The 21332-nt window shown below is 68.0% G+C and carries 21 protein-coding genes; 6 read left to right on the top strand and 15 right to left on the bottom strand.

Annotated elements, in window-relative coordinates:
- Window positions 1–2: 2 nt before the first annotated feature.
- From ACFWU5_RS22475 to ACFWU5_RS22460, 4 genes are all read right to left on the bottom strand, one after another.
- On the bottom strand, window positions 3–1202 hold the full coding sequence (locus tag ACFWU5_RS22475) for a homogentisate 1,2-dioxygenase (RefSeq protein ID WP_379268629.1): 1200 nt from the start codon (window positions 1200–1202) through the stop codon (window positions 3–5).
- A 120-nt stretch (window positions 1203–1322) separates the two neighbouring features.
- On the bottom strand, window positions 1323–2159 hold the full coding sequence (locus ACFWU5_RS22470) for an exodeoxyribonuclease III (RefSeq protein ID WP_379268627.1): 837 nt from the start codon (window positions 2157–2159) through the stop codon (window positions 1323–1325).
- 24 nt (window positions 2160–2183) lie between these two features.
- Entirely contained in the window at window positions 2184–3143 is a 960-nt protein-coding gene (locus tag ACFWU5_RS22465) for a GNAT family N-acetyltransferase (protein ID WP_379243705.1), read from the bottom strand.
- Complete coding sequence (locus ACFWU5_RS22460) at window positions 3133–3723, bottom strand: peptide deformylase (RefSeq protein WP_379243703.1); 591 nt, start codon at window positions 3721–3723, stop codon at window positions 3133–3135. Before ACFWU5_RS22460 ends, ACFWU5_RS22465 begins: the two co-directional genes overlap by 11 nt.
- Before the next feature lie 171 nt (window positions 3724–3894).
- On the opposite strand from ACFWU5_RS22460, the gene ACFWU5_RS22455 reads away from it, so the two are divergent.
- The 5 genes from ACFWU5_RS22455 (at window position 3895) to ACFWU5_RS22435 (ending at window position 8156) form a co-directional block, all read left to right on the top strand.
- Window positions 3895–4230: a DUF3263 domain-containing protein gene (locus tag ACFWU5_RS22455; RefSeq protein WP_379243701.1), complete on the top strand. Its 336-nt coding sequence runs from the start codon at window positions 3895–3897 to the stop codon at window positions 4228–4230.
- A gap of 42 nt (window positions 4231–4272) precedes the next feature.
- Window positions 4273–4818: a LytR C-terminal domain-containing protein gene (locus tag ACFWU5_RS22450; protein ID WP_379268625.1), complete on the top strand. Its 546-nt coding sequence runs from the start codon at window positions 4273–4275 to the stop codon at window positions 4816–4818.
- Window positions 4819–4904: 86 nt separating this feature from the next.
- Window positions 4905–5603 carry a superoxide dismutase family protein gene (locus ACFWU5_RS22445; RefSeq protein WP_379243697.1) on the top strand — a complete coding sequence of 233 codons (699 nt, stop codon included), beginning with the start codon at window positions 4905–4907 and terminating at the stop codon, window positions 5601–5603.
- Window positions 5604–5613: 10 nt separating this feature from the next.
- Window positions 5614–6756 (top strand): glutamate--cysteine ligase, encoded by a 1143-nt coding sequence (locus ACFWU5_RS22440; RefSeq protein WP_379243695.1) that lies wholly within the window; start codon window positions 5614–5616, stop codon window positions 6754–6756.
- 50 nt (window positions 6757–6806) lie between these two features.
- The gene (locus ACFWU5_RS22435) at window positions 6807–8156 is read left to right on the top strand and encodes a DUF5933 domain-containing protein (protein ID WP_379268623.1); all 1350 of its coding nucleotides are present in this window, start codon (window positions 6807–6809) and stop codon (window positions 8154–8156) included.
- Between the two features lie 24 nt (window positions 8157–8180).
- Here ACFWU5_RS22435 and mnhG read toward each other — a convergent pair whose 3' ends face one another.
- The 8 genes from mnhG to ACFWU5_RS22395 form a co-directional block, all read right to left on the bottom strand.
- Complete coding sequence (gene mnhG / locus ACFWU5_RS22430) at window positions 8181–8483, bottom strand: monovalent cation/H(+) antiporter subunit G (RefSeq protein ID WP_379243691.1); 303 nt, start codon at window positions 8481–8483, stop codon at window positions 8181–8183.
- Window positions 8480–8740, bottom strand: coding sequence for a monovalent cation/H+ antiporter complex subunit F (locus tag ACFWU5_RS22425; protein WP_379268621.1), 261 nt, complete (start codon window positions 8738–8740; stop codon window positions 8480–8482). Before ACFWU5_RS22425 ends, mnhG begins: the two co-directional genes overlap by 4 nt.
- Window positions 8737–9282, bottom strand: a complete 546-nt coding sequence (locus tag ACFWU5_RS22420) for a Na+/H+ antiporter subunit E (RefSeq protein ID WP_379268619.1) — start codon at window positions 9280–9282, stop codon at window positions 8737–8739. Before ACFWU5_RS22420 ends, ACFWU5_RS22425 begins: the two co-directional genes overlap by 4 nt.
- Window positions 9279–10874 (bottom strand): Na+/H+ antiporter subunit D, encoded by a 1596-nt coding sequence (locus ACFWU5_RS22415; protein ID WP_379268617.1) that lies wholly within the window; start codon window positions 10872–10874, stop codon window positions 9279–9281. Before ACFWU5_RS22415 ends, ACFWU5_RS22420 begins: the two co-directional genes overlap by 4 nt.
- Window positions 10871–11254, bottom strand: coding sequence for a Na(+)/H(+) antiporter subunit C (locus ACFWU5_RS22410; RefSeq protein WP_379268615.1), 384 nt, complete (start codon window positions 11252–11254; stop codon window positions 10871–10873). The genes ACFWU5_RS22415 and ACFWU5_RS22410 overlap by 4 nt, the downstream gene beginning before the upstream one ends.
- A complete protein-coding gene (locus tag ACFWU5_RS22405; RefSeq protein ID WP_379268613.1) occupies window positions 11251–14037 on the bottom strand; it encodes a Na+/H+ antiporter subunit A in 2787 nt (928 codons plus the stop codon). The genes ACFWU5_RS22410 and ACFWU5_RS22405 overlap by 4 nt, the downstream gene beginning before the upstream one ends.
- Before the next feature lie 124 nt (window positions 14038–14161).
- Window positions 14162–15466, bottom strand: coding sequence for a hypothetical protein (locus ACFWU5_RS22400; protein WP_379268611.1), 1305 nt, complete (start codon window positions 15464–15466; stop codon window positions 14162–14164).
- Window positions 15467–15573: 107 nt separating this feature from the next.
- On the bottom strand, window positions 15574–17823 hold the full coding sequence (locus ACFWU5_RS22395; protein ID WP_379268609.1) for an AAA family ATPase: 2250 nt from the start codon (window positions 17821–17823) through the stop codon (window positions 15574–15576).
- Between the two features lie 29 nt (window positions 17824–17852).
- Between ACFWU5_RS22395 and ACFWU5_RS22390 the strand changes: the two genes are divergently transcribed.
- On the top strand, window positions 17853–18305 hold the full coding sequence (locus tag ACFWU5_RS22390; RefSeq protein WP_379268607.1) for a hypothetical protein: 453 nt from the start codon (window positions 17853–17855) through the stop codon (window positions 18303–18305).
- Here ACFWU5_RS22390 and ACFWU5_RS22385 read toward each other — a convergent pair whose 3' ends face one another.
- From ACFWU5_RS22385 to ACFWU5_RS22375, 3 genes are all read right to left on the bottom strand, one after another.
- Window positions 18306–18653 carry a UBP-type zinc finger domain-containing protein gene (locus ACFWU5_RS22385; RefSeq protein ID WP_379243674.1) on the bottom strand — a complete coding sequence of 116 codons (348 nt, stop codon included), beginning with the start codon at window positions 18651–18653 and terminating at the stop codon, window positions 18306–18308.
- Entirely contained in the window at window positions 18646–20103 is a 1458-nt protein-coding gene (locus tag ACFWU5_RS22380) for an ATP-binding protein (RefSeq protein ID WP_379268606.1), read from the bottom strand. The genes ACFWU5_RS22385 and ACFWU5_RS22380 overlap by 8 nt, the downstream gene beginning before the upstream one ends.
- Window positions 20100–21332, bottom strand: a 1233-nt coding sequence (locus tag ACFWU5_RS22375; protein WP_379268604.1) for an NAD(P)/FAD-dependent oxidoreductase, incomplete at its 5' end; no start/stop codon positions are given. The genes ACFWU5_RS22375 and ACFWU5_RS22380, both read right to left, overlap by 4 nt.

Genomic DNA, 21332 nt, shown 5'->3' with positions numbered 1-21332 from the left:
GCTCATCGCAGTCCCGGCCCACGACCCGACCACGTCCACGCATACGCGGGATCCTCGCAGGCCAGCGCACCCTCGCCCAGTTGCAGCGGCCGAAAAGTATCCACCATCACCGCCAGTTCATCGAAGAATTCCGCACCGATACTGCGCTCGTAAGCGCCGGGCTGCGGGCCGTGTGCGTAACCGCCGGGATGCACCGAGACGGACCCCTGGGTGATCCCGGAACCCTTGCGCGCCTCATAGTTTCCGCCGCAATAGAACATGATCTCGTCGGAATCCACATTCGAGTGGTAGTACGGCACCGGAATCGACAACGGGTGATAGTCCACCTTGCGCGGCACGAAATTGCAGATCACGAAATTGTTGGCTTCGAAGGCCTGATGGACCGTCGGCGGTTGGTGTACGCGGCCCGTAATCGGTTCGAAGTCGGCGATATTGAACGTGTACGGGTACAGGCAGCCATCCCAGCCGACGACGTCGAACGGATGCGTCGCGTACGTCATCTTGGTGCCGATCACCTCATTGCCCGCCCGATGCTTGACCAGCACCTCCACGTCGGTCTCGTCGATGAGCAGCAATTCGGTGGGCTCGTGCAGGTCTCGCTCGCAGTACGGCGAATTCTCCAGCAGCTGACCATATTTCGACAAGTAGCGCTTCGGTGGGGTGATGTGACTCGAAGCCTCGATCACGTATGCGCGCAACGGTTCCTCGCCGGTCGGCAGCCAGCGGTGGGTGGTCGCACGCGGCATCAGAACCTGATCGCCCTGCCGAACCCGCAAGCTGCCGAACACCGTTTCCACCACGGCCGCACCGGATTCCACGTACACCAGCTCGTCGCCGATGGCATTGCGGTACAGCGGCGACGCCCCCTTGGCGACCACATACGAAATCCGCACATCCGCATTGGCCAGCAGCAGTCTGCGACCGGTGACCGGGTCGGTCGAGACGGCCGTGTCGCCGGGAAACAGCAGCGGAAGACGTAAATGACGGTGTCGCAGTGGATGATTCGGCGTCAACGTCTGATCGGGCAGCTCCCACACCGTCGCGTCGACGATCGCGGGCGGCAAGGCGCGGTGATACAGCAGCGAGGAGTCCCCGGAGAACCCCTCTTCGCCCATCAACTCTTCGTAGTAGAGGTTGCCCCGCTCATCGCGATGTTGCGTGTGTCGTTTCGGCGGCACCGCACCCACCTGGCGATAGAACATCGAGCACTGACCGCCTCCCCGCGTCTTCTGGCCAGACTCAGCAGCGCTACCGGCGTCGACGCGGCCGCCGGTAGACAGTTTTCAGCTTAGCCCGTACCCGACGAGTTACCCATGTACTTGCTACGTCTCGATGACGGGAATCGCCGCCGAGTATTCGGCGATCACCGGAGCATGGTCGCTGGCGCCCTTGCCCTTGCGCTCCTCACGGTCCACCGACGCGTCCTTGACCTGGTCGGCCAGCGCGGGCGAGGCGAGGATGAAGTCGATGCGCATGCCCTCCTTGCGGGGGAAACGTAGCTGCGTGTAGTCCCAGTAGGTGTAGACGCCGGGGCCGGGCGCGAACGGGCGCATCACGTCACGGAAGCCCAGATCGAGCATGGACTGGAACGCCTCGCGCTCGGGTGCGGAGGTGTGGGTCTTGCCGATGAACAGCTCCGGGGCCCACACGTCGTCGTCGGTCGGGGCGATATTCCAGTCGCCGACCAGGGCGATCTTGGCTTCCGGGTCATCGGCGAGCCAGCCCGCCGCCTTCTCGCGCAGCGTCGACAGCCACTGCAGTTTGTAGGTGTAGTGCGGGTCATCGACCGCGCGGCCGTTGGGCACGTACAGGCTCCACACTCGCACCCCGCCGCAGGTCGCGCCGATCGCGCGCGCCTCGACCACCGGCGTTTCGATCAGCGAATCGCCCGCGTTCTTGTCGAAGCCTGGCTGATCGGGAAACGCCACCTCGACATCGGCCAGCCCGACCCGCGACACGATCGCGACCCCGTTCCACTGATTGAGCCCCACATGCACCACCTCGTACCCCGCCGCCTCGAACTGCTCGAACGGGAACTGGTCGTCGCGACACTTGGTCTCCTGCAACGCCAGCACGTCGATATCGTGACGGTCGAGAAAGGCGATCGCCCGATCGACGCGGGAGCGGATCGAGTTGACGTTCCAGGTGGCAAGACGCACGGGTGCGCGGTCCTTTCGAAGTCGCTAGTGATTCTGTGGAGCGGCGTACCGGTATGCGTGGTGTTCTATGAAGCCCAGCTCGCGGTAGAGAGCCAAAGCCTCGGCGTTGCCTACTTCTACCTGTACGTAGGCGTGTGTCGCGCCCTGCTCGGCACCCCATCGCAGCAACTCGGCGCATACCAACGCGCCCAGTCCTTTTCGGCGATGCGCGGCGGCAACCGCGATACAGGTGAGGCCGATCCACCGTCGTCCGTCGGGTGCGGTGGTCACCGCGCCGCGGCCGATGGACAGCGGTTCGGGCAGGCCGAGCGAAGCGAAACCTAGGGTGCCGTCGATCACCGAGGTGAGCACAGAGAAGTTCGGTTCGCGCACGTTCGGGTCCAGCGGCAGTTCCCCGCGGTAGCGATGCGCCGTCAGCCAGCCCTCATCGGGTTCGGGCGCGATCCGCACCATCGACGGACCCTGTGGGAGAACGAAATTGGCGATGTCGAGTCCGAGGACGACAGTTTCGCTCCAGCTGTTCCAGCCCGGCGGCACCGGAGCCAGCCGGTCCGGCAGTTGCAGTAGCAGCGGCAGTCCCTGGCTGGTGTACCAGTCCGCGATCTTGTGCATCGTGTCGATCGACAACACCGCGGGCACACCCGAACTGCCCAGCGGCACAGCCGAATTCGCGCGCCCGGTGTACCCGTTGCCCGCACGCGCGAGCCACCCGTCGATCCACAGATGCGCGGTACCCGGCCAAGCCATCGCCGCCGCCGTCTCCAGCGACCTGATCTCCTTGGTCCGAATAGGCCGCGGCCCCAACGCTTTCAACGCCACCACGCGATCGGGCGACACCGAAACCAACTCACCCTCGGCAGTGCGCACCGAGGGCGGAGTCAACGACACCAGTTCGCCGATCACATCGGTGAGTGGTTGTGGATAACCGGCGGGCAGCTGATAACGCATCACCACCCGTCGGCCGAGGGGGATTTCAGTCGTCATGACCGAAGGGGTCCGGCACGGTGCCCGGGATCCAGCTCAAACCCGGTGTGCCCCAACCATTTCGCTTGATCGCCTTCTTGGCGGCGCGGGCATTGCGGCCGATCAACACGTCGACATACAGGAACCCGTCGAGGTGACCCACCTCGTGCTGCAGCATCCGCGCGAAGAACCCGGTGCCCTCGATGTCGACCGGGTCGCCGTTCTCGTCGGTGCCGGTGACCCTGGCCCAGTCCGCGCGACCGGTCGGGAACTGCTCGCCGGGCACCGACAGGCAGCCTTCCTCGTCGTCATCGGGGTCGGGCATGGTCTCGGGGATCGCCGAGGTCTCCAGCACCGGGTTCACCACCACGCCCTTGCGGCGGACCTGGTTGCCGGCTTCGTCGAAGTCGGGGCAGTCGTAGATGAACAGCCGCTTGCCCACGCCCACCTGGTTGGCGGCGAGGCCGACACCCTTGGACTCTTCGAGCGTGTCGTACATATCCGCGATCAGCTCGGCCAGCTCCGCGGGAGTCTCCGTCACCGGGGCGGTGGGGTTGTGGAGAACGGGGTCACCGACGATCACGATCGGGAGAATTGCCATGGTCGCCATTATCGCCGCCCGCGCGCGCGCCGCGGCGGCGACCCCTGTGGCCCGCGACACCACTGCTGGCGGCCAGTCAACACGCCGTGACAGGGGTCGAAGGTTCGGCGACACCCGTGGTTGAATGACCACGGTATTGAAGCGTCTCGTGATACTCGGCGAGGGAGCAAGATGGACGGCGCAGCGGCTCGGCATGTTTCCGGGATCCAGGACGGCTCCACTGCGGGCGAACAGGACTCGGCGGTCGCCGATGGCACCGGCCTGAGTCGGCGCGACCTGGACATCCTCGACTTCGAACGTAAATGGTGGAAGTACGCGGGCGCCAAGGAAGACGCGATCCGCGAGCTGTTCTCCATGTCCGCCACCCGGTACTACCAGGTCCTCAACGCCATCGTCGACTCCGACGCGGCACTGGCCGCCGACCCGATGCTGGTCAAGCGGCTGCGCCGACTGCGCGCCAGCAGGCAGAAGTCGCGGGCCGCGCGCAAACTCGGTTTCCAGGTCTGACATGACAGCCACACACCGTCGGATACGACTAGGGTTGGGCGGGTGAGCAACCCGAATCCCACCCCCGGCGGACCGCCGTTGCGCGCGCTGGCGATGGTGTTGATCGCGCTGGGCATCGTGTTCGCCGGCCTGGGTGCGATGTCGCTGTCGAACTCCGATGCGCAGGCATCCGAGGAGCCGACGCAGACCACCACCTCGAGTGCGGTCGCGCAGGCGCCCGCCACCACCTCCGCCGCGCCGAAGACCACCACCAGTGAGGCCACGACGACAACCGTGGCGCCCACTACCACCACCACGACCCCTGCCGCGGGCGGCACGGATCAGGCGGTGTCGGTGCGGGTGCTGAACAACAGCCTGGTCGCGGGCCTGGCCGCGCGCACCGCGAGCGAACTGACCGCCGCGGGCTGGACCAACGTGAGCACCGGCAACTACAGCGGCGCGAACCTGACCACCACCACGGTGTACTACGGCGGCGGCGCGGGCGACAAGGCCGCGGCCACCGAGATCGCCGCGCAGGTCGGCGGGAGCGTCGCGCCCAAGTCGGGGGACACCTCGCCGGGTGTCGTAGTCGTACTGACCGGTCGCTGAACGCGGCACGCGGTGCCGCAAGCCGTCGCGCCGCTGTGGCATCATCTTCAGCGGTATAGCCCCAGTCCGATAAGGAGTGTCTCCTGATGGCCACGTCGACAACTCGTCGCCCGTCCTGGCGCATTGTGACCCCGGTGCTCGCGGTCGCCGCGCTCGGGCTCGCAGCCTGCAGCAACAGCCAGGAGTCGAGTGACGTCAAGGGCACCACGCCGCCGGTGTGGACCTCGTCGTCGGCGCCTGCGGGCGAAAGCGGTGGCCACGGTGGCGGTCACGCCGCACCGTCGACCACCGCGGCCCCCGGCCACGGTGACGATCACGGTGCCCCGGCAGCGGGCGGTCTGAAGACCACGCTGAAGAACGCCGCCGGTGCCGATGTCGGCACCGCGACCATCGCGCAGTCGGGGAGCCACCTGGTGGTCACCGTCGAAGCGCACGGTCTCACCCCCGGCTTCCACGGCCTGCACTTCCACCAGAACGGCACCTGTGAGGGCGACTTCGCCTCCGCCGGTGGACATCTGCAGGTCGGCGCCGCCACCGCGCACCCGGCCAGCGGTGACCTCACCTCGCTGCAGGTGCTGGCCGACGGTTCCGCGAAGCTGGTCACCCAGACCGACACGGTCACCCTCGACAACGTCAAGGGCAAGGCGCTGATCGTGCACGCCGGTGCCGACAACTTCGGCAACATCCCGCCGCGCTACACCCGTGAGGGTGGCACCGGACCGGACGAGACCACCCTGACCACCGGTGATGCGGGCGCGCGGGTGGCCTGCGGCGTGGTCGGTTAGCGAGACTCGCGTGGCCGGGGCATTCCAGCCAGTTGCGTTTCACGGTTCGCCCCGGCCGACCATCGGCATCGAATGGGAGATCGCGCTCGTCGACAAGGTGACGCGCGATCTGTCCAATACCGCCTCGGCGGTCTTCGACGCGGTCGGTGACCTGCGCGCGCACGACGGCACGCAGCAGGTGACCAAGGAATTACTGCGCAACACAGTCGAATTGGTGACCGGCGTGCACGACACGGTCGGCGGCGCGGTCGAGGAACTGCGCGGCACCATGGACGCGGTGCGCCGCGCGGCCGATCCGCTGGGCGTCGACCTGTTCTGCGCGGGCACGCATCCGTTCGCGCAGTGGTCGGCCCAACAGCTCACGCGCTCACCGCATTACGACGAACTCATCGAGCGCACCCAGTGGTGGGGCCGCCAGATGCTCATCTGGGGCGTGCACGTGCACGTGGGAGTTTCGCACCGGGACAAGGTCTTTCCGATTCTGAACTCGCTGCTGCTGTCGTATCCGCATCTGCTGGCGCTGTCGGCGTCGTCGCCGATGTGGTCCGGTGACGACACCGGGTACGCCAGCAATCGCGCGCTGATGTTCCAGCAGTTGCCCACCGCGGGGCTGCCGTTCCAGTTCGAGAACTGGCGCCAGTTCGAAGGTTTCGTGCACGACCAGGTGAAAACCGGTGTGTTCGAACAACTCGGCGGCATGCACTGGGACATCCGACCGGCCCCCAAGTGGGGCACCATCGAAGTGCGCGTGTGTGACGGGCTGTCCAGCCGCGCGGAGCTGGCCTCGGTGGCCGCGCTGATCCACTGCCTGATCGTGGACCTGGACCAGCGGCTGGAAAACGGTGAGACGCTGCCGACGCTGCCGCCGTGGCACGTGCAGGAGAACAAGTGGCGGGCCGCGCGCTACGGCCTGGACGCGATCATCATCGTCGACGACGACAGCAACGAGCGTTTGGTCACCGACGATCTCACCGACCTGCTCACCCGATTGGAACCGACCGCGCGGCGGCTCGGTTGTGCCGACGAGCTGGCCGCGGTCGCCGACATTCCGCGCCACGGCGCCTCCTACCAGCGGCAACGCCGAGTCGCGGCCGCCACGCAGGGCGATATGGTCGCGGTCGTGGACGCACTGGTGCGCGAGCTGGATCAGTAGCGTTCAGCTGCGCAGCGGGCTGGCGTTAACCCGCCGTTTACGATGGCTGGATGCTTGTCGAACAACCTCGCACCGCGGCGGGGGGTGCCACCCTCGGTTCCCGCCTGCGCGAACCGCGGACACTGGCCGTTATCGCGGTGGTCGCGGTGCTCGCGCTGCTGGTCGCGTTGCAGATCGTCGCGTCGGTCATGGGCTTCGAAGGGCCGCTGGTCAGTCTGGCTCGTGACCTCGTCGGTACGCCCAAGTCGATGTCGGTGCCGTGGGCCGGGTTCGTGCTCGCGCTGGTCGGGATTTCCACGCGTCGACGGGTGCTCGCGCTGACAGCGGCGATCGGGATCGATGCGGTGTGGGTGGCGTTGCGGCTGCTCGACGGTAGTCCGCTGTCGTTCGGCAACGGTCCGACGATCGTGCTGGCGGCGCTGGGCGTGATCGCGGCGGTGCGGTGGCGTGGGCGGGAGCGCGCCGATGCGTTGAAGGCCGTGGCGCTGGGTGCGCTGTTGGTGCTGGCCACCAAGGTCGGTGACGTGTGGTTGCACCTGACCTCGGCCGTGCGGCCCACGGTGCTCGACGAATACGCGCTGCTGGCCGATCACGCGCTCGGTGACCCGTCATGGGTGGTCGGGCGGGTGCTGGATGTGCTCGGGCCCGAGGTGTACGCGGTGCTGCACTGGGTCTATATCGAACTGCCGGTGGCGGCGATCGCGGTGGCGGTGTGGCAGCTGCGCAAGGTGGTCACCACCGGGCACTGGCCCAGCCACTATCTGGTGCGCACGTTCCTGGTCCTGGGCTTGGTCGGGCCGCTGTTCTATGTGCTGTTCCCGGTGGTGGGGCCGATGTTCGCGTTCGGGGCCGACGGGCACGGGTTCGAGGTCGGCAACTTCTGGCCCGCCGCGCTGCCGCCGATCGACTCGAATCCGTCCGCGTTGACGTTCGACGAGGTCACCCCGCGCAACTGCATGCCCTCGATGCACACCGCCTGGGCGCTGGCGCTGTTCATCCACACCCGCCGTGACATCGACGGGTCGCGCGCGCCGGTCTGGATGCGCTGGGGCGGGGCGTTCTGGCTGGCCGCCACGGTCACCGCCACGCTGGGCTTCGGCTACCACTACGGCGTGGATCTGGTCGCGGGCGCGGTGCTGTGCCTGACGGTGGAGTCGGCGTTGCGTGCGCCCGAGCGTGGGTGGGGTGCGTTCCGGATTCGACTGGTCGGGTTCGGGGTGGCGGTGTTCGCGGCGCTGCTGTTGGCGTACCGGTATCTCGCGGTGCCGATGGCCGAATATCCGATGGCGGGGGGCGCGATCGTGATCGGGCTGTTGGTGGCGGTGATCGTGGCCTTCCACAACACCTGGTTCACCGCTCCGGCTGCGCGCCAGGCCGGCTCCGTCGAGCAACTGGCCTGACCGGATGCCGGAATCCTTCGGCCGCTAGGAGATTCCGTCCCGGTGGCGTTGTTCGCGGTAGGCGGTGCGGCCGATGAGGTGGGCGACCACCGGGGCCGTGATGATCGTGAACAGGCCGGTGAGCACCAACATCCAGACATCGACGTCCCCGCGGATGTCGATGCCCGTGCCGAGCAGCACCAAGATCAACCCGACCACCTGCGGTTTGGTGGCCGCGTGCATGCGGGTCAGGGTGTCGGGGAAGCGGACGATGCCGATCGACGCGGTGAAGGCGAGCACGCAACCGGCCAGGATCAGGATCGCCGAGACCCATTCCCACGCGCTCACCGGTCGTCCCGCACACGGAATCGGGTGACCGCGGCCGAGCCGAGGAAGCCCACCAGCGACAGTGCCACGATCGCCGGGATCACTGAGGTGTCGCCGCTGTACGCCGCCCATACCGCCAGGGCCGAGGCCGAAATGGCCATCAGCGAATCGATGCCGACGACCCGGTCCAGCGTGCTGGGTCCGGCGAGCACGCGGTAGCTGGTGATCACCGCGGCGGCGGTGAGCAAGATAGCGGCGATCACGGCGACGGCGGTCACGGTTGTACCCGCGTGGGGCGACGTCGTTCGCTGGGTCGTTCGAAGGAGTTGATCATCAGGTGCTCCAGCCGTCGGGTCGTGCGGTAGAACTTCGCGACCGCTTCGTCGCTGCCCACATCCAGGACGTGGACGTAGACCACGCAGCGGGGGCGGTCCAGTTCCAGCACCATGGTGCCGGGGATCAGGTTGAGCAGGTCGGTGCACATCACCAGCACGAGGTCGGACTGGATGCCCAGGTGCACGCGCAGCACGCCCGAGACCGGGGGGCCGCTGGGGCGGATCGCGAACCAGGCGACCTGCAGACTCGATTCGAGCGCGTAATAGGTGCTCACAGCGAGCAATTCGAGAAACGACAGTGGGTGGAAACGGCCGGAGACCGGGACCAGCGGCAGGGGTAGGGCGATGACCACGATCAGTGCGACGACGATGCCGCCGAGCACGTTGGCGATGCTCAGGTCGCCCCACAGTGCCACCCAGACCGCGGTCAGCCAGACCAGCACGCCGAGGCGAAGGACGTTGTCGCGGTTGACGAGTCGGCTCATTGCGCCACCGGACCGAGGACGGAGTCGATGTAGACCGACGGGTTGTGGAGGTCGTCGGCTGCGCGTTCGGCGATGCCGAGGATCGGGCCGGCGAACACGGTGAGTGCGAGTCCGGCGGTCACGAGTCCGGCGGTCGCCAGCACCATCAGTACCGGCATCCGGCCGGGGTCGGTGCGGTCCTCGTAATGCACGTCGGTCGAATCCTCCACCAGGGTAGGCAGATTCGCGGCGGTGAGGTGTCCTTCCGGGGCTTCCTCGCGCGGGCGCCAGAAGGCTTTGCTCCACACTCGTGCGACCGCGTACAGCGTGAGCAGGCTCGTGATCACCGATCCCGCGACCAGCACCCAGGCCAACACGCTGCCCTCGGCGGCACCGGCTTCCAGTAGCGCGACTTTGCCGATGAATCCCGAAAAGGGCGGAATCCCACCGAGATTCAAGGCCGGAAGCAAGAACAGCACGCCCAGTAGCGGGCTAGCGGTGGCGAGGCCGCCGATCCGGCGCAGCGACACCGACCCGGCCTGCCGTTCGATCAGTCCGACGGCCAGGAACAGCGCGGTCTGCACGAGGATGTGGTGGGCCACGTAGAACACCGCGCCGGTCAGTCCGGCGGTGGTGGCCAGGCCGATGCCGAAGACCATGTAGCCGATGTGGCTGATCAGGGTGAACGACAGCAGTCGTCGGATATCGGTCTGCGCGATGGCGCCGAGGATGCCGACGAGCATGGTCGCCAGGCCGCACACCAGCAGGATGTTGTCGAACGCGCCGTCGGGAAACCACAGCGTGTGGGTGCGGATGATCGCGTACACACCGACTTTGGTGAGCAGGCCCGCGAACACCGCGGTGACCGGGGCGGGCGCGGTGGGGTAGGAGTCGGGCAGCCAGCTCGACAGCGGGAACACCGCCGCCTTGATCCCGAACGCCACCAGCAGCACCGCGTAGCAGGCGGTGCGCACGCCGTCGGGGACGGCTTCCAGGCGCACGGCCAGCTGCGCGAGGTTCAGGGTGCCCGTGGCCGCGTAGGTGATGGCGATGCCGATCAGGAAGATCAGCGACGACACCATCGACACCATCACGTAGGCGATGCCGGTGCGGATGCGTTCCTCGGTGGCGCCGACGGTGAGCAACACGAACGAGGCGACGAGCAGGATCTCGAAGCCGACGAACAGGTTGAACAGGTCACCGGCCAGGAACGCGGTCGACACGCCCGCAGTCAGAATCAGATAGGTGGGGCGGTAGATCGAGGTGGGTTGGTGTTCGTCGCCGTCGGAAATGTTCTGTCCCGCACCATAAATCGACACTACGAGCAAGACGAAGGCAGAGACCAGCAGCATGGCGGCGCTGAGTCGGTCCACCACCAGGGTGATGCCGATCGGGGTCGGCCAGCCGCCGACCTGCACGGCGGTGGTGCCGTCGCGGTCGGCCAGGTACAGCAGCAGGGCGCTGATCACCAGCACCACCGACAGTGCCGACAGCGTGATCATGGCCTGCAGTCGCGGGCGTCGGCCGAACACCAGCGTGGCGGCGGCGGCGAGCAACGGAACCAGTACGGGCAGTGCGGCGATGCCGGGCAGAACATCCGGGGACAGCGTCACAGTTCGGGGTCCTCCCGTTCGCGGCGGGAGGCGACCTGGGCGTCCTCGGGGTCGTTGGTGATGTCTTCGGTGGTGGTCAGCATGTAGGCGCGGTAGGCCAGGGCGAGGACGAAAGCGGCCAGGCCCATGGTGATCACGATCGCGGTGAGCACCATGGCCTGGGCGAGCGGGTCGGCCATGCCTTCGGGGGAGGTGTCGGAGCTGCCCAGGATCGGTGGTTTCCCGTCGGGGCCGCCCATGGTCAGGATCAGCAGGTTGACGGCGTTGCCGAGCAGGATCATGCCCAGCAGCATCTTCGACACGACTCGCTCGAGCAGCAGGTAGACCCCGCACGCGGTCAGCACGCCGATGGTGATGAGCATGATCAGGTTCGCGCTCATGACAGTTCCTTGTCCAGGCGGGCGCCGAGGCTGCGCAGCACGTCCAGCACCAACCCGACGATCACCAGGTAGACGCCCAGGTCGAAGAACATGGCGGTGACCAGCTTGATATTGCCCAGCAGGGGCAGGGTCACCTCGATGATGGTGGAGGACAGTGGGGGTGCTCCCAGTAGCAGCGAGGCGGTCGCGGTGCCCGCGGCCAAGGTGAGGCCCGCGCCGAGCAGGTGACCGGCGTCGACCGGGAGGGCTTCGCCCAGTTCGTAGCGTCCGCCCGCGAGGTAGCGCAGGGTCAGCGCGAGCCCGGCGACCAGGCCGCCCGCGAAGCCGCCGCCGGGGGCGTTGTGGCCGGAGAAGAAGAAGTACACCGACAGCACCATGATGGTGGGGAAGACCAGGCGGGTGGTGATCTGCAGGACCATCGACCGGTCGCGGCTGTCGAGCAGGCGCGCGGCGGGCAGCCAGCTCACCTTGTCGGGGTCGTAGTGGGGTGATTCGGCGGCGCGGGGGGCGCTGCCGAAGCGGCGGCTGCGGAACACCAGCGAGGCGACACCGGTCGCGGCGACCACCAGCACCGAGATCTCGCCGAGGGTGTCCCAGGCGCGGATGTCCACCAGCAGGACGTTGACCGCGTTCTTGCCGCCGCCCAGTCGGTAGGCGGCATCCGGGATCGCGTGCCAGATCGGGTCGCTGTGGCGGGCGGCGATGGCGAATGCGGCCAGCACGGGGACGGTGACGCCGACGGCGATCGCCAGCAGCGCTCGCCGGAATTTGAAAGCGGTGCCTTGGCTTTCGGCGATCTCCGCGGGAAACGCCCGCAGTACCAGCACGAAGGTGACCAAAGTGACTGTCTCGACCAGGAATTGGGTCAGTGCCAGATCGGGCGCGCCGTGCAGCGCGAAGATCACACCGCAGCCGTAACCGACCACGCCGACCACGAGCACGCTGGCCAGACGATTGCGTAAGACGGTGGCGGCCAACGCCATCGCGATCATGATCCCGCCGATCCCGGCCTGCAGCGGTGAATCCCACAGTCGCAGTTGCACTCCCGTGCGGGTGCCCACTGCGAGCAGCACCGTGGGCAAGATGATGAGCGTGCCCAGGATCGTGGCCTGGCTGGCCGGCAGCGAACCGGACTGCACGGTGCCGGTGATTCGCAGCGAGAGGCGGTCCATCGCGCGCAGGGCCGCGTCGTAGTTGCGGTCGGCGTTGCCCAGGCGCGGGTGGGCGGGTTCGCCGATGCGGCCGCGGATCAGGAACAGGGCCACGCCGGCGGCGACGATGAGCACCGTCAGGCCGAGTGGACCGTTGAAACCGTGCCAGAGGGCGAGATGGGTGTCGAGCACGCCGGACAGTGACTCCGCGTAGGGGTTGAGCCAGCGGTCCACGGTCGGGGTGGTGAGACCGCCTACCAGCCCGGCTACCGCGAGCACCGCGGGCGGGCCGAGCAGCAGTGGACCGGGTGTGTGCCAGGTCGTCTCGCGTTCGGGGTTGGCGGTGATGCCGAAAGCGCCCCAGACGAATCGGATCGCATAGGCCACGGTGAACGCCGACCCGACGGCCACTCCGGCCAGCATCGCCACGCGCACCGGCGTGCTCAACACTTCCGCCGACCACAGTGCGCTCAGTGCCGATTCCTTGCCGACGAATCCGAGCAGCGGGGGCAGTCCGGCCATACTCAGCGCGGCGAGTATCGCGATCGCGCACAGCACCGGTGCGCGTTGGCCGAGGCCCGACAGTCTGCGCAGGTCGCGGGTGCCCGCGCCGTGGTCGATGATGCCGACCACCATGAACAGGCACGCCTTGAACAGTCCGTGTGCCACCAGCAGGGTGAGTCCGGCCAGGGCGGCGTCGGGGGTGCCGATGCCGACCATGGTGATCATCAGACCCAGTTGGCTGACGGTGCCGAACGCCAACACCAGCTTCAGGTCGTGTACCTGGATCGCTCGCCACCCGGCCAGCAGCATGGTGATGATGCCCAGCGGCAACAACATCAAGTGCCAGGGGGTGGTCTGCGCGAGTGCGGGTGCGAGCCGGGCGACCAGGTAGACGCCCGCTTTCACCATCGCGGCGGCATGCAGGTACGCACTGACCGGTGTGGGCGCCGCCATCGCGCCGGGCAGCCAGAAGTGCAGCGGCACAATCGCGGATTTGCTGATCGCGCCCAGCAGCACCAAGCCGACCGCCACCGACACCGCGCTGCCGCCTGGTACCGGGTTCGCGAGCAGATCCGACAGCAGGAAACTGTCGTAGCGCAGTCCGAGAATGACGATCCCGACCAGCATCGCCAGCCCGCCCGCACCCGTCACCAACAGCGCCTGGATCGCGGCCCTTCGGCTCACCGAACGTTCGGCGTAATGGCCCACGAGCAGGAACGACAGCACCGTGGTGATTTCCCAGAACACGTACAGCAGCAGCATGTTATCGCTGGTGACCAGGCCGAACATGGCACCGGCGAACCCGGTCAGCTCGGCGGCGAACACGCCCAGCCGTGCTTCGTCACGTTCGAAGTAGCGGCCACAATAGGCCAGGATCAGCGCGCCGACGCCCAGGATCAGCGTGCACAGCACCGCGGACAGCGCATCGAACCGCAGATCGATGTTCATCGAAATCTGCGGCGCCCATTCCACCCGCGTGCGCACGGTCTCGCCCCAGTGCGCGACCACCCAACCCAGCCCGCCGAGCGGGACCAGCGCCAGCAGGTAGAAAGCGTTGCGGCCCAGCACTCGCACGCACAGCGGGGCCAGCAGTGCGGCCAGTGCGTGAACGAGCAGTACGGCTAGCAACTCCCCCTCCGTCAAGGTAGGTAGCGGTCGAGTAGCGCGGGCTCGATCCTACGGGCGGGAACGGGATGTTCGGCGGCACCGCGGTTGTCGCGTCGGCCATGTCGCGCGGGGTGCGGCTATCGCGCTACGGTTCGGGGGTGGGATCGGGGTCTGCCGGAGTGGCCACCGCAGCAGGGGTGGCCGGCCTGATCCGGTACAGCAGCATCAGTGCGGCGGCGGCGCCGATCGTGATGGCCAGCGCGACGCGACCCGGCGTGCCCTCGTCGACCGGGGTCGAGCTGGTCGGCCACTGGCGATGCCGGGTGGGAATGGACCACAGCACCGACGGCAGGTACAGCGCGCCGATCCCCAGCACCGCACTGGGCAGGTAGGTGACCCGAACCGAGCCTGCCGCGAAACCCGTTGCGGCGGAGAGCAGCACCACGCCGGACGTCCACGCGATCGACCAGGGCAGGCGATCGGCCAGCGCGGCGAACACGCAGACCGCGCCGACGCCCAACAGCGCGCCCCACGGCGTCGCCCAGCGCAGTCCCGCCAGGATCGCGGCCGCGCCGATCGCCAGCACGAGCACCAGATGCGGACCCAGTGCCTCGGCGTCACCCAGCGCGTCGCCCGCCGCGGCCAGACTGACCGCGACCAGCACGGCCGCACCGTCGCGCCCCGGCAACAGGACAGCGGCGATGAAGGCCGCCACCACGGTCACCGTCACCGCCACCGCGATCGACCCGAAGTTGCTGCGGCGCCCGTCGAACTCGAGCCCGAGCCATTCGGTGGCCAGCAGCAGCGACAACGACAGCACGGTAATGGACACGATCGGGCTGATCGGCAGGTCCGCGGCCAGGCGTGGGGACGGGGTCGGCATGAAGCCGTGCCGGTGCCGCAGCGTGTTCGCCGCCAACAGCACGCACGCGCCGCCGATCAGCCAGATCGGCGTGTGCACCGCGGTCTGCGCCGTGGCCGCGGTGTTCGAGCTGAACACCGCGACTACCTCGCCGTACACGAACACCGTCACGATGCCCAGCGCGAAACCGATTGCGGCCCACCACAATCGCAACGCGCAGATGCCCAGCGAACCCAACAGCACGCCACCGGTGAGCGCGTCGATGTAGTTCTGGGTGGACAGCACATCGGCGGAGGTCATCCACAGTCCGAGCGCGTAGTTCACTCCCGAAGCCGCCGCCGCGCCCGTCGCCACGAGCCAGACCAGCCCGGGCCGGGTGATCGGCCGGATCAGCACGGCCACGACCACGGCCACGATCAGGCCCAGCGCCGCCGCGCGCGGGACGCTGTTGACCAGACTGGTGACGCGATAGGGCGACTCGAGGGTCGAGCCGATGCCGAAGGTGAAGGGCAGAAACAGCGACATCCCCGCTGCCGCGGCCCCGGCGAATGCGGTGACCGCGTCCAGACCATTCCCGATCTTGGGCACCGGATCGACGATACCGGCGATTACCCCTGCTACCTGGGAGGTCGTGGGTGATCAGCGGGTGCGAGTCCCCGCGCGGGAGTACGGATCAAGCCACTGTTGTCGACGGATCAGCTCCTGCTGTCGGCGTAGCGGCGGAGTGATTCGACCTGGGCGGGGTCGAGGGAGGGGCGCACGGTGGCGCGGGCGGTGGCCACGTCCTGGGCGGTGACGTCGGCGGCGGACATGTCTCGGCGCAGAGCGGACAGGGCCGCCTCGCGCAGTAGTGCGGCGCAGTCGGCTGCGGAGTAGCCGTCGAGATCCTCGGCCAGCGCGGCCAGATCGACATCCGGTGCGAGCGGGACCGAGCGGCCCGCAGTACGCAGGATCTCCAGCCGCGCCGCACCGTCCGGCGGCGGGACGAATACGAGACGGTCGAGTCGGCCGGGCCGCAGCAGCGCGGGGTCGATCAGTTCGGGGCGGTTCGTCGCGGCGACCACCACCACATCGCGCAGCGGCTCGACACCGTCGAGTTCGGTGAGCAGGGCGGCGACCACCCGGTCGGAGACGCCGGAGTCGCTGTTCTGGCCGCGTCGGGGAGCGAGCGCGTCGACCTCGTCGAGGAAGATCAGCGACGGGGCCGAATCGCGGGCGCGCTGGAACAGTTCGCGCACGGCACGTTCGGAGGAGCCGACCCACTTGTCCATCAGCTCAGCACCTTTCACCGCGTGCACACTGAGTTGACCGGTGCCTGCCAGCGCTCGCACGAGGAAGGTCTTGCCGCAGCCGGGCGGGCCGTAGAGCAGGACACCGCGGGGCGGGTCGATGCCCAGGCGGGCGAACGAGTCGGGGTGGCGCAGCGGCCACAGGACGGTTTCGGTGAGGGCCTGTTTGGTTTCGACCATGTCGCCGACGTCGTCGAGGTCCAGTGATCCGATCGCCAATTCCTCTGTGCCCGAACGGGACAGCGGGCGGATGACGTCGAGCGCGCCGACCAGGTCGTCCTGGGTGAGTTCGGGTTCGGTGTGTTCACGGCTGGCTCGACCGGCTGCACGTACCGCTGCTTCTCGGCACAGTGCGGTCAGGTCGGCTACGACGAAACCCGGTGTGCGCGAAGCGATCACATCGAGGTCGAGTGTGCCTGCGGGAACTTTGCGCAGCAGCTGTTCCAGGAGGGCGCGTCGGATCGCCGCAGTCGGCAACGGCAGGGCGAGTTCGCGATCGCACAGGTCGGGGCCGCGCAGACGCGAATCAACCTGTGTCGGATGGGCTGTGGTGGCCAGCAGGGCGACGCAGGGGGTGCGTACTGCCGCGCGCAGCTGGTCGAGGATGAGGGTGGCGACGGGTTCGGCTTCGGCGGGCAGCAGGGCGTCGATATCGGTGATCAGCAGGACACCGCCCTGACCGGTGGCCACATCGGCGACGGCTTCGGCGACCGTGCGCAGCCTGGCGCCGCTCTCGGTCGCGCCGACGCCGGGGCCGTCCAGTTCGACGATGCGACGCGGTGCGGCAACGGCTTTGGCGAGGGTGGCCTTGCCGACGCCCGCCGGCCCGGTGATGAGAACACCCAGATCCGCCGGGGCGCCAAGGGATTTGAGCAACTCGGGCTCGTCGAGAGCCAAGCTCAGCCATTCGCCGAGTTTGGCTGCCTGGCCCTGAACTCCGGCGAGATCCTCCGCCAGCACCGGCGCACTGACTGGACCTACCGTGTCCACAGGTTGGAGCATTGCCCGATCGGTCTCACCGTCACGTTCGACCGAGTGCATGATCGCCGCAGCCCCGGCACCCCACCCGACCGCCGAATTCGGTTGCACGCTAACCGGTCCCGGCATCGGATCGATCGCGGTGACAGTGAGCAACTCGGTGGTCCAGGCGATCCCGAACGCACGCGACAGCGCCTGCGTGGCCGCCGACGAACTGATATCGGGGCCCAGATCGCGCGGCAGCAGCGACACCGTGTCGCCCACCGTCACCACCTTGCCCAGCAGTGCCTGCCGCAGGGTGGCCGCCGGAATACTGGCCATCGCGTGCGCCGAACCGCTCAGCGAGATCTGTTTGGCGCCGAACACCGTCACCGGCGCGACGATCACCGCCGCGTTCTCCCGCAACCCCACATTCGACAGCGTCACGTCGTCGAGCAGGGCAACGCCGGGCGGACTCCCCGCGGGCGCTTTCGCCACCACCGCGGCGGTCCGGCGCGCACCGATCAGCGCGATGCCGTCCCATTCGCGTAGGCCCAGGGCCGTCAGCGTCTCGGGGTGCAGGCGCACCACCCCGCGGCGGGCGTCGGCTGCGGAGGGGTTGAGCCGGGCGGTGAGCGAAAGTTCAGCCACCGCCCCATTCTGCCGTGTTCGCGCGCGATCAGGATTCGATAGGAGCATCGCAAGGTCGACGGGCCATTCTGAGCGACATGACGAACTCTGTACGCCAGTCGGTACGCTGCACCGGACGCGCCGGAGGTGCCGGCGCCGCGATCTACCGGGGAAAGCAGCAGATGAACCGAATCTCCCTCGTTGTTCTGGCCGCCGGGACACTGGCACTGGCCGGGTGCGGTTCCGCCGACGAATCCGCCGACGCCAACGGCCTGCGCAAGGGCACGCCCAGCGCCAGCGCACCCGCCACCACCACCAAGACCTCCGCCGCGCCCACTCCGGCCGCGGTCAGCGCGGACATCACCTGCGCGCAGTTCAAGACCCTGGACGCCGACGGCGAGAAGCAGGCGATCGACCTGATCCTCGCGGAAAACCCCGGCGGCCCGTTCGAAGGCAGCCCCAACGTGGCACTGAGCACGGCCAAGCTGGTCTGCCTGGTTCCTGGCAACGCCGACAAGCCGGTCGCCGACGCCGCCGGGATGAAGCCGTAGTCAGCTGATCTGCGACTGCCAGTCCATCGGCACGCGCGAGGCGGGGCCGGGCACGGACTGATCGGCGGGATGGCTGGTGGGCGGGGCGAGTTCTGGTCCGTCGCTGTACATCTCGCCGGTGGCGAAGTTGTAGAACCAGTCCTCGCCCGGCTCGTAGCTCTGCATGAACGGGTGCTGGGTGGCCTGGAAGTGCTTGGTGGCGTGCTTGCTCGGTGAGCTGTCGCAGCAGCCCACGTGTCCGCATTGGGCGCATCGGCGCAGGTGTACCCACCAGCCGCCGGTCTCGTCGCACTCCACGCAGCCCGCGCCGCTGGGCGGCACGCTGGGATCGATGCCCGCTTCAGCCATCCTGACCTCCTGTAGTTGGTGTGCTCCCATCCTCCTGCGCGGGATGCAGGGGCAGTCGGACGATGAACCGCGTGTTGCCGGGTTCTGATTCGACCCGGATGTCGCCGTTGTGTTTGTTCGTCACGATCCGGAACGAGATGTCCAGGCCGAGGCCCGTGCCGTCGCCGACCGGTTTGGTGGTGAAGAACGGTTCGAAGATGCGGCTGCGGAGTTCGGCCGGGATGCCGGGTCCGGTGTCGGCGATTTCGACGGCGGCGCAATCGTTTTCCTTGAAGGTGCGGATGGTGAGCGTGCCCTGCCCGCCCATCGCGTAGACGGCGTTGTCGATGAGGTTGGTCCACACCTGGTTGAGTTCGGCGGCGAAACAGGGGACCGGGGGCAGGCCGCGGTCGTAGTCCTTGACCACGCGCACGCCGTCGCCGAGTTTGCGGTTGAGCATCACCAGCGTGGAGTCGAGCAGTTCGTGCAGGTCGACGACCTGGTAGGGCGCGCGATCCATCTGCGAATACTGTTTCGCCGCGCCGACCAGGGTGGAGATGCGGGTGGTGGAGTCGAAGATCTCGTTCATCAGCAGTTCGGTCTCGATGGTGTAGTTCAGCCAGCGCACCGCGCCTTCGAAAACCGGTGCGTGACAGGCCTCTAGCGTGGCGTGCACGCCTTCGAGCCAGTCGGTGTCCAGGCCCGCTTGGACGAAGGTGGGGGCCAGGTTCCAGCCGTCGGCGATGCCGCGTTCTTCGAACCAGTCAGCCAGCGCGTCCTCGCGGTCGGCGGCTTCCAGCGGGCTGAGGTCGGGGGCCTTGGCGACCTGGTCGGCGGCCTGTTCCTGCAGTTCGACGAGCTTGACCAGCGCCTCCGGTGGGAACTCGCCTTCGGCCATCATCTTGAGCTTGTGCCGCATTCCCGCCACGCGTTCGCGCAGGCCCGAAGTCGCGCGGACGGCGGCGGCCGCGGGGTTGTTGAGCTCGTGGGTCAGCCCGGCCGACAGCGAACCGAGGGCCAGCAGCCGTTCGCGTTCGGCGATGCGCTGACTGGACTTCTGGCTGCCGAAGAACACGCCCTCGAGCAGGTGCACCGCCATCGGGAACCACTCGTTCATCACGCGCGCGAAATCGTCGGCATCGAGAACCAGGAAGCGGGACCGGCGCAGGACGTACATGGAGCCGTTGTAGTCCTGGCTCACCTTGTTACCCATGTAGGCCATCCAGGCGCCCGCGTACACGCCGCGGTTGCCGGTGCGGTTGATCTCGACTTCCACCCCGCCCGACAGTTTGGTCAGCCGCACTTCGCCGTCGATCAGCACGTAGAAGTTGCGCGCGGGTTCGCCTTCGCGGAAAACCGGGCCGGGATCGACGTATTCGATCTTGCCGACCGCGCACAGTTCGGCGAGCTGCGCGTCGGACAGCTTCTCGAACAGGAACAGGGTGCGCAGTTCCTCCGGGTCGCAGATCATGCGAGGTACCGATGGACGAGCATGACCGCCATCGCGCCCTCGCCGACCGCGGAGGCGACCCGTTTGGCGGATTCGGCGTGCACGTCGCCCGCGACGAACACACCGGGGACGCTGGTTTCCAGGTGTTGGGGTGGGCGGGGGAGTTCCCAGCCGGGCGGTCGGGTGCCGTCGACCATCAGGTCGGGTCCGGCCAGCACGTAACCTGCGGCGTCACGGGTGACCACGCCTTCGAGCCAGCCGGTTTGCGGGGCGGCGCCGATGAACAGGAACAGGCGTTGGGCGTCGACCTTGTCCTCGGTGCCGGTGGTGTTGTCGCGCAGGATGATTCGCTCGAGATGTGCGTCGCCGTCGACGCCGACCACCTCGGTTTCGGTGTGCACGACGATGTTGGGAATCGCCGCGATCTGCTGAACGAGATAGTGCGACATCGACTTCGCCAGTGAGTCACCGCGCACCACCAGGTGCACGCGACGGGCGTTGCGGGACAGGAACACCGCGGCCTGCCCGGCAGAGTTCGCGCCGCCGACGATGTAGACCTCCTGCTCGGCGCACTCCGCTGCCTCGGTCATTGCTGATCCGTAATACACACCGCGACCGGTGAATTCGTCCACGCCCGGTGCCGGATGACGTCGATAGTCCACGCCCGTGGCGATCAAAACTGTGTGCGCACACAGCTTTCCGCCATCGGCGAACCGCACCGTGCGCGCCGAACCGTTGACTTCCAGCGCGACCACATCGCGAGTGGTGATGATCTCCGCACCGAACTTCGTGGCCTGCCGTCGCGCCCGATCCGCCAGCTGCGACCCCGACACCCCGTCGGGGAACCCCAAATAGTTTTCGATCCGCGAACTCTGCCCCGCCTGACCGCCGGTGGCCGTGCGCTCCACCAGCACCGTGCGCAACCCCTCCGACGCGCCGTACACCGCCGCGCCGAGCCCGGCCGGACCGCCGCCGACCACGATCAGATCGTAGAAGTCACCACTGGGTTCGACTGTGAGACCGACGTTTTCGGCCAGCTCGCTGTCGGTGGGCTGGATCAGCGCGGTGCCTGCGGCGGTGATCACCACCGGACACGTCAGCGGATCGGCGCCCGCCGCTTCGAGCAGTCGGGTGCCCTCGGGTTCGTCGACCGGGTACCACCGGTACGGCAACTGGTTGCGCGCCAAGAACTCTCGCACCTGCGACGATCGCGGCGACCACCGATCGCCCACCACCTTGGTCTCGTACAC

Origin of the sequence: Nocardia sp. NPDC058640 (assembly GCF_042716995.1) — a bacterium.
In the GTDB taxonomy this organism is placed as follows: domain Bacteria; phylum Actinomycetota; class Actinomycetes; order Mycobacteriales; family Mycobacteriaceae; genus Nocardia.
Note: the sequence above shows the minus strand (reverse complement) of the source record. Positions and strands in the feature narration are given on the sequence as shown.

Bases quoted from the DNA above. Each gene is read 5' to 3' on its own strand.
- ACFWU5_RS22475 (WP_379268629.1), bottom strand. From the start codon at position 1,202: ATGTTCTATCGCCAGGTGGGTGCGGTGCCGCCGAAACGACACACGCAA.
- ACFWU5_RS22465 (WP_379243705.1), bottom strand. From the start codon at position 3,143: ATGACGACTGAAATCCCCCTCGGCCGACGGGTGGTGATGCGTTATCAG.
- ACFWU5_RS22460 (WP_379243703.1), bottom strand. From the start codon at position 3,723: ATGGCAATTCTCCCGATCGTGATCGTCGGTGACCCCGTTCTCCACAAC.
- ACFWU5_RS22455 (WP_379243701.1), top strand. From the start codon at position 3,895: ATGGACGGCGCAGCGGCTCGGCATGTTTCCGGGATCCAGGACGGCTCC.
- ACFWU5_RS22445 (WP_379243697.1), top strand. From the start codon at position 4,905: ATGGCCACGTCGACAACTCGTCGCCCGTCCTGGCGCATTGTGACCCCG.
- ACFWU5_RS22435 (WP_379268623.1), top strand. From the start codon at position 6,807: ATGCTTGTCGAACAACCTCGCACCGCGGCGGGGGGTGCCACCCTCGGT.
- ACFWU5_RS22420 (WP_379268619.1), bottom strand. From the start codon at position 9,282: ATGAGCCGACTCGTCAACCGCGACAACGTCCTTCGCCTCGGCGTGCTG.
- ACFWU5_RS22410 (WP_379268615.1), bottom strand. From the start codon at position 11,254: ATGAGCGCGAACCTGATCATGCTCATCACCATCGGCGTGCTGACCGCG.
- ACFWU5_RS22395 (WP_379268609.1), bottom strand. From the start codon at position 17,823: ATGCTCCTATCGAATCCTGATCGCGCGCGAACACGGCAGAATGGGGCG.
- ACFWU5_RS22390 (WP_379268607.1), top strand. From the start codon at position 17,853: ATGACGAACTCTGTACGCCAGTCGGTACGCTGCACCGGACGCGCCGGA.
- ACFWU5_RS22385 (WP_379243674.1), bottom strand. From the start codon at position 18,653: ATGGCTGAAGCGGGCATCGATCCCAGCGTGCCGCCCAGCGGCGCGGGC.
- ACFWU5_RS22380 (WP_379268606.1), bottom strand. From the start codon at position 20,103: ATGATCTGCGACCCGGAGGAACTGCGCACCCTGTTCCTGTTCGAGAAG.